At 43.6% G+C, this 7,514-nt stretch carries 8 protein-coding genes and 4 tRNA genes; 2 read left to right on the top strand and 10 right to left on the bottom strand.

Annotated elements, in window-relative coordinates:
• The 8 genes from GQS54_RS22655 to murB form a co-directional block, all read right to left on the bottom strand.
• Window positions 1-159 (bottom strand): GTP-binding protein (locus GQS54_RS22655; protein ID WP_240919865.1); only part of this gene is annotated, 159 nt, incomplete at its 3' end.
• A 61-nt stretch (window positions 160-220) separates the two neighbouring features.
• Window positions 221-296, bottom strand: a tRNA-Thr gene (locus GQS54_RS22650).
• 12 nt (window positions 297-308) lie between these two features.
• Window positions 309-382 (bottom strand) — tRNA-Gly (locus GQS54_RS22645).
• A gap of 32 nt (window positions 383-414) precedes the next feature.
• Window positions 415-499: transfer RNA gene (locus tag GQS54_RS22640), tRNA-Tyr, on the bottom strand.
• A 7-nt stretch (window positions 500-506) separates the two neighbouring features.
• A tRNA-Thr gene (locus GQS54_RS22635) sits at window positions 507-582 on the bottom strand.
• A gap of 159 nt (window positions 583-741) precedes the next feature.
• Complete coding sequence (locus GQS54_RS22630) at window positions 742-1,482, bottom strand: type III pantothenate kinase (protein WP_166426187.1); 741 nt, start codon at window positions 1,480-1,482, stop codon at window positions 742-744.
• Window positions 1,466-2,452 carry a bifunctional biotin--[acetyl-CoA-carboxylase] ligase/biotin operon repressor BirA gene (gene birA, locus GQS54_RS22625; RefSeq protein WP_166426186.1) on the bottom strand — a complete coding sequence of 329 codons (987 nt, stop codon included), beginning with the start codon at window positions 2,450-2,452 and terminating at the stop codon, window positions 1,466-1,468. The genes GQS54_RS22630 and birA overlap by 17 nt, the downstream gene beginning before the upstream one ends.
• Window positions 2,449-3,447: a UDP-N-acetylmuramate dehydrogenase gene (gene murB / locus GQS54_RS22620; protein ID WP_166426185.1), complete on the bottom strand. Its 999-nt coding sequence runs from the start codon at window positions 3,445-3,447 to the stop codon at window positions 2,449-2,451. Before murB ends, birA begins: the two co-directional genes overlap by 4 nt.
• 119 nt (window positions 3,448-3,566) lie before the next feature.
• Between murB and GQS54_RS22615 the strand changes: the two genes are divergently transcribed.
• Window positions 3,567-3,716: a hypothetical protein gene (locus GQS54_RS22615; RefSeq protein ID WP_166426184.1), complete on the top strand. Its 150-nt coding sequence runs from the start codon at window positions 3,567-3,569 to the stop codon at window positions 3,714-3,716.
• Window positions 3,717-3,808: 92 nt separating this feature from the next.
• Here GQS54_RS22615 and GQS54_RS22610 read toward each other — a convergent pair whose 3' ends face one another.
• Together GQS54_RS22610 and GQS54_RS22605 are read right to left on the bottom strand one after the other, a co-directional pair.
• Window positions 3,809-5,449, bottom strand: a complete 1,641-nt coding sequence (locus tag GQS54_RS22610) for a SulP family inorganic anion transporter (protein ID WP_166426183.1) — start codon at window positions 5,447-5,449, stop codon at window positions 3,809-3,811.
• 8 nt (window positions 5,450-5,457) lie between these two features.
• Window positions 5,458-6,129 (bottom strand): carbonic anhydrase, encoded by a 672-nt coding sequence (locus tag GQS54_RS22605; protein ID WP_166426182.1) that lies wholly within the window; start codon window positions 6,127-6,129, stop codon window positions 5,458-5,460.
• A 137-nt stretch (window positions 6,130-6,266) separates the two neighbouring features.
• On the opposite strand from GQS54_RS22605, the gene GQS54_RS22600 reads away from it, so the two are divergent.
• Window positions 6,267-7,211 (top strand): hydrogen peroxide-inducible genes activator, encoded by a 945-nt coding sequence (locus tag GQS54_RS22600; protein WP_166426181.1) that lies wholly within the window; start codon window positions 6,267-6,269, stop codon window positions 7,209-7,211.
• The last annotated feature ends 303 nt before the right edge of the window (window positions 7,212-7,514 follow it).

Raw genomic sequence — 7,514 nt, 5'->3', positions numbered from 1 at the left:
AGCGTTATCGATTTGATCGAAAGCAGATGCGTTACCGCCGTACGTTTTAGCGAGTACAGTAGTGATTGCAGCTGTTAATGTTGTTTTACCGTGGTCAACGTGGCCGATAGTACCGACGTTTACATGCGGTTTAGTACGTTCAAACTTTGCTTTTGCCATTGTCTATTCCTCAGCAAATATACATTAAGAAAAAATTATTATTGAGATGGGAAGAGAAGAGTGGTGCTGATAGGCAGATTCGAACTGCCGACCTCACCCTTACCAAGGGTGCGCTCTACCAACTGAGCCATATCAGCATTTCACAAAAATGGAGCGGACGGCGAGAATCGAACTCGCAGCTTTAGCTTGGAAGGCTAAGGTATTACCACTATACGACGTCCGCACATTCTACTCTCATACATATCAAGTAAAAAGTGGTGGAGGGGGCAGGATTCGAACCTGCGAAGGCTGAGCCGTCAGATTTACAGTCTGATCCCGTTGACCGCTTGGGTACCCCTCCAGATTGATGGTGCCGACTACCGGAGTCGAACTGGTGACCTACTGATTACAAGTCAGTTGCTCTACCAACTGAGCTAAGTCGGCACGTCATCAAGTGGGTGCGGATATTAGAGCAACATTTCCCATCGTGCAAGAGGCAATTATTAAAAAAATACTTTTTTTGTGTTGTTTGCTTAAAAAATCAGCTAATTTGCCATTAAGTTACGTATTTGGGAGTTTTTAGAGCAGTTATTCGCGTCGAATTTAGATAAATAAATATTCTAGTAAACCCAATAAAACTAAATTTTCGTGAAAAAAGTGATAATCAGGTGTGTTATTTCTCACCATCCTTTGTCCACCACCTGTAATAATCACAGAATATTCGGAATTTACCTCTGCTATTTTTTGCTCAGCGGCGTAAATAAATCCTCTAACTGCTGCAGCGCATCCCATATTGACGCAATCCACGGTTTGCTCCCCTAATAACAAATCGTCTGGAAAAACATCATTTGCAAACACTAACTCGGTATTGTTGATTAAACTATCACGCATCAAACTAAAACCAGGGGCTATCCATCCCCCTAAATGAGTATTCCCTAACACTAAATCACAGGTATTGGCCGTCCCTAAATCGATAACAGCGTAGGCTCGAGTTTGACATAACCTACGGCCAGCCAGTACCGCCAGCCAGCGGTCAATTCCTAATGTGGCGTAATTGCTGTATGCGCAATGCATGCCAAAGGCTTGGGCTTGGGTTTTCACTATCGTTAGGGGGACATCCAATGCCGCGCACAAGCTGCGCAATCGCGCAACTTGTTCCCCTTGCCCCACTGCCGCCACGATAACTCGCTGACTTTGGCTAATATGAGCTTTAAGTACCATCACGTTATCACTACGCATTATGGCTAGGGGTTGACTGAAAACTTGACCGCTCACATCGACCAATGCACTTTTTATATAGCTGTTACCAATATCCAAGAGTAAAGCTTTAGTTTGCTCTGACACTGATTTCTCCACCGTTGTAAGCTCGCACACCGTCAGCTTGTTGCAATAACAGCGCGCCGCTAGCATCTATACCTTTGCAAATACCCTGTACGGTTTTATTGCCTATGATTAACGTAATAGGCTTGTCGCGAAACACATTACGCTCACGCCAGATTTCTATAAAAGGTTCGAGCCCAGAGTGACTAAAAACCTCCATACAACGAGCCAATTCATCGAGCAATAAGGCGCTAATCCGATTACGCTCAACCCCTTCAGAATTTAATGTCGTTAAATCAATCCACGGCTGGTCTATTTTCTCACTGCCCACATCTAAAGCTATATTCAATCCTACGCCTATGATGCAATCACAGGCACCGCCCATTTGCCCTTCCACTTCAATTAATACGCCGGCTAATTTTTTGCCTCTGGCATAAATATCATTTGGCCACTTCAGCGCGATATCGTTATAGCCGGCATTTTCTAAGGCCACTGTAATCGCCACACCGACGGCCAGACTCAGTCCGGAAATAGATTGATAGCCACCGGCAAACTGCCAATACTGCGATAAATACAAGCTCGCCCCATAAGGGGAAACCCATGTACGGCCTCTTCGCCCTCGCCCTGCAGTTTGCGCTTCGGCAAGGCACACGTCGCCATTTGTCAACGTAGCAATACGTTCTTTGAGATACTGATTCGTAGAATCGATTACATTAAGTAACATAAGTTGCTTCACATCAAAGTGATGGCAGTACGTGGCAATTAGTCCACTGTTTAGTAGCTGAATAGGCTCGGCCAGCCGATATCCCTTGCCTGTCACACTGAATATATTTAGTCCCAACTCACCTAACACTTTTATATATTTAGACACCGCGGCTCTAGAAATCCCCAACTCTTCGCCTAGGGTTTCGCCTGAGCAGAACTGTCCGCCAGCCAATGCCTGTACAATATGGTTGCGGATCCTATCTGTTTGCTTATTTGTACCATGTCTCATAATAAAACCGTTCCCTTGGCGCCTATTAATTGTACTTCGTGCTCTAATGCAATATTGAATTGTTGCTCAACCGCTTGTTTGATCTTTCGCGCTAAAGTCAGTAATTGTGTTCCTGTCCCCTCCCCTAAATTAGTCAAAACCAACGCTTGTTTAGGGTGACAACGAATATCGCCTTCTTGCTGTCCTTTAAATCCGAGTTGCTCAATTAGCCACCCCGCCGGAATTTTCACATTGTGTAGATCCATTTCATAATAGGGCATTTGGGAAAAGCGTTGTTGAAGCAAGTGTAGGGCTGTACGGCTTATAATAGGATTTTTAAAAAAGCTTCCGGCATTACCCAGTATTTTAGGATCGGGCAATTTTGCTTGTCTAACCGCAACGACTTTATTAAATATATCTTGAGCACTTGGTGCGTTCAGAGTCGCCAACTCGCCGTAGGTAACCACAGGTCGCCAACTTTTTGGTAGAGAGAACGTGACCCCGACAATCATCACTTTATGCCACAGTTTCTTTTTAAAAATACTGTCTCGATAACCAAACGCACAATCTTTGCGCGCGATATGACAAAACTGATTATTGGCGTAATCAATGTATTGAACAGATTGGATAAAGCGTTCTATCTCTACGCCATAAGCGCCGATATTTTGAATGGGGGCAGCGCCTACCGTTCCAGGTATCAATGCAAGGTTTTCAAATCCTCGGATATTATGCTGCAAACACCAAATTACAAGCTGATGCCAACTTTCACCAGCGGCAACATTTAGCGTGTACTGACTGTCATCTTCACTTACGGTAATACCTTTCAACGCCATTTCAACGACTGTTCCCTCATAATCCTCGATAAAAGCAGTGTTACTGCCTTGACCAAGTAAATAAAATGGAGCGTTGTTATGATGTTCGACAAAGTCGTGTGCATCGCTCAAGCTGTGAATACAAACTAAGTCGTTACTGCTCGCTGGCAGCCCAAATGTGTGTCGCTGTTGCAAAGATTTCAATATAACAACCCATTGACTATTTTGCGCTATTCTAGCCAAGGGAGAAGGGAAAACAAAGGCGTGTTTTTGAATTCAACCGAGAGGTGTTAGCTAGCGCTCAAACCAATAGCAACCTTCGTATGGCGGATCAAGCTAAGGTTTATGAATGTGCTGACGTAAATGCATCACGGGATAAGGTGATTAAAATAAGACTAGCAAATAAGAAATCAGGAGAAGTAGAGAAAAGTATGAAAAAAGTAAGAGAAAACTATCGTTATTCTTTAATCTAGGTAAATAGTGAATCGATTTTTCTTAATTTTAGGGAGCGATTGGACTTCAACAATAAAAAATTAGCCGCTTCAACCGAAGCGGCTTAATACTACTAACTTCCAGTAGTTTGAGTTGTGCCTATAACCTTATGTTCAGGATTACCATTGATGGCATTGAGTGCAACTTCGAGTGTTTCAATCAGCGTTTCTCCCTCATAATCCGCCAAAGTACTACCATTTATAGCAACCAACACATCCCTAACTTCATCATTAATACCGCAGATATATAACAATTTACCTGCTGCGCGTGTATCAGAAGCAATCGTATCGACAGCCATAGCGGCAGAAACATCCATTGCCGGTACAAGCGAGAAGTCTAGGATCAATACTTCAGAACCAGGCTCTACATGCTGCCGTACGTGATGACCTAAATCTGCTGCAGCCCCAAAGCTCAAAGGACCAGAAAAGTTGAACACATTTACCTTTCCATGCCCTTCTTTCAACAATGCTTTTTCTTGCGGATTACTCGCCATATTAGGAATTGCGCGCAATTGTGCAATTTGAATTTGTGCTATCTGACGAACATAAGCCAACGCGGCCAATACTACGCCAACTCCAACAGCAGTAATCAAATCAACAAAAACAGTCAAGCCAAGGACTAGTATCATTAAAGCGAAGTCCCAACGCGGACCGTTATGTGCACGCTTAATATAACGCCAGTCGATGATATCAAGCCCAACTTTAACCAAAATACCCGCTAAAACTGCATGCGGAATATTTGCAGCTAAAGGACTCAAACCCAATACAACGGCTAACAATACTAATGCGTGTACCATGCCTGATAATCTCGTTTTACCACCAGAGCGAATGTTAACCACTGTACGCATTGTCGCACCTGCACCCGCAATACCACCAAACAAGCCTGCAACAGTGTTACCTATGCCTTGACCAATTAACTCTTTATTACTCTCATGGCGAGTACGGGTCATGTTATCGGCAACTAATGAAGTTAATAAGCTATCGATAGCACCTAATACAGCCAAAATAAACGCAGCTTCTAACACTAGCCAAAAATGACTTTTCTCGAACACGGGTATATGCAAACTAGGGAGGCCGCTTGGGATCGCGCCTAGAACAGGCACGCTGGCAACGGCAAAACTAACAAGCGTGCCAATTATCAATGCAGCTAGTGCGCCAGGCATGTACTTGCCTAATTTAGCAGGCCAGTAATAAGCGATCGCCAACGTAAGTCCACCTAGCGCAAGCGTAACGAAGTTAGTGTTCGCAACCGCGTGCGGCAAATAAGACAGAGCACCTAATGTTCCACCAGGAGGCTCATGACCAAGTAAACGGCCGAACTGTAATATGATGATAATCGCACCGATGCCCGTCATAAAGCCTGATATAACAGGGTAAGGTACCAAGCGAATGTATTGCCCGACACCAAGAAAGCCAAATATAATTTGTAGAATACCGGCTAAAATGACTGCGGTAAAAATCAATTCAACATTACCTGACAAACTTGCAAACAAGCCTGCTAGAACCACTATCATGGGTCCTGTAGGACCGGAGATTTGAGATGGCGTGCCTCCGAATAATGCGGCAAAAAAGCCCACAGCAATTGCCCCATAAAGGCCGGCTAAGGGACCGAGTCCTGATGCAACACCTAATGCTAAAGCTAGGGGTAAAGCAACAATACCAGCGGTAATACCACCAGTTAAATCGCCGCGTAAATTCGATAAATCTAATTTCATTTAATTCTTTATCCTGCCTGTTGCTTTAGACCAATAGTCGATTTAAATGCACTGTCGTTTGAATAACGCTCAGCCATTGGCTTAAAACTTTCGCTTGATGGCTCGTAACAAAGAACCTCACCAGTCTCAATGTTGTAAACCCAACCATGTATTTGCACTTCTTTACACGCTAAGCGTCCTGCAACTGAAGGATGTGTCTTAAGATGTTGAATCTGCAGTAACACATTTTCTTTGGTTACTTCGTCTAAATGCTCACTACCAACACAACCATGTCTATGCTTAACAACTTCTGTAGCGCCTCTGCAATGGCCTAACCATTCTTTTACATGTGGCAACCCTTCTAATGCTTCTGGTGCCAACGCGCCTTTCATCGCGCCACAATCGGTATGTCCACATATTATGATGTGCTCGACACCTAAAGCCGCTACTGCAAACTCGATGGATGCGGTCATACCTCCAGTTTGATTACTGTGAGGCGGAACAACATTACCTGCATTTCGGCAAATAAATAAATCCCCCGGACCTGTTTGTGTCACCATATTTGGATCGATACGCGAATCGGCGCACGTAATGAATAACACCTCTGGATTCTGACTCGTCGCTAGCTTTTGGAAGACTTCTTTGTTTTTTGGAAAAACATCTTTTTGAAATTTTGCTACACCTGAAATCACATGATCCATGACACACTCCTAATATTGAAAGCGATAAACACTGTTAGCGTATTTATCAGATAGTAGTTTTACCTGATAGCTTAATAGAAAAATACCGAGATTCGTGATAGCTTTTATCTATAACAAAAACATTTGGATATTTAATCATGCCCATTACCTCTCCCCAGCCTTCGCTGAAACAACTTAAATATTTCGTTGCTGTCGCTCACAATCTTAATTTTCGCCGAGCGTCACATCTGTTACATATAAGCCAGCCAACTCTAACGAATCAAATTATGAAGCTCGAGGAGGGCCTAGGATTAACGTTATTTGAGCGATCAAGAAACGGAACAATGTTATCACCTGATGGCAGGGAATTACTCAAGCATGCAGAACACCTACTGCATACAATGACGGAGTTCCAAAATGTTGCTAGAGAGTTATCTCAAGGACCAAAAACGACCTTCAAGTTAGGTATTCCACCCACGTTAGGTCCGTATTTATTACCCTTTGTCTTGCCTCAACTTCATCAACTTTACGATAAACTTAAGTTTTACGTTCGTGAGTCAGCTCCCAGCGAACTATATACTGGATTGTATAAAGGAGACTATGATCTCATTATTTCTCCCTTTTCTAGCCTTCCTGACGATTTTGTCACCGAACCGTTGTTTACCGAACCCCTTAAACTAGTGCTTTCTAGCGAGCATCCAATGAGTAAAGACCTTCTGATAGAACCGAGACATTTGAAAGGACAAACAATTCTTACATTAGAAGATAAACACCACTTTCACCATCAAGTGTTAGATATATGTAATGAGTTAGGGGCTGTATTACAACAAGATTATGAAGGAACCAGTTTAGATACGTTACGACAAATGGTTGTAATGGGCATGGGCGCAGCGTTTTTACCTGGCCTATATGTGCACTCAGAAATGCACGTCCCAGAATCACTCCACGTATGTGAAATAAAAGATAAACCCATACTTCGCCAGCATGCCCTCGCTTGGCGAAATACATCCCCTTCGCGGGTATTCTTTCGTGAACTTGCTGATCGTTTTCGCAGAATTATAAAAGCGCGCCTAAGTCACGTAGTTGAAGTGCACACTCCATAAGTACGAATGTAGCACTAGGCAACATAATAACGACCTTCAGGATGGCTAATTAAAACTTACCATGGAGTAAATGCCAGACACCAAAAAGGTCTGCCTCGGTCGCGGCGCGATTGAGGATAGCCCTTTCTTTATTGGGAGTCTGGCAGTGTCTTCCGCCAATATCGATTGTCCTAGGTATTTTCGGTCACGCAGAAACGAAAAAAGCCACCCGATTAAGGTGACTTCATTCTAAATGGGAGTCTGGCAGTGTGCTACTCTCGCATGGGGGTGAAGACGGAGGCTTTTGCGAAGCGTAGCTTTGCC

Source organism: Paraglaciecola sp. 20A4 (genome assembly GCF_011378905.1).
In the GTDB taxonomy this organism is placed as follows: Bacteria; Pseudomonadota; Gammaproteobacteria; order Enterobacterales; family Alteromonadaceae; genus Paraglaciecola.
Note: the sequence above shows the minus strand (reverse complement) of the source record. Positions and strands in the feature narration are given on the sequence as shown.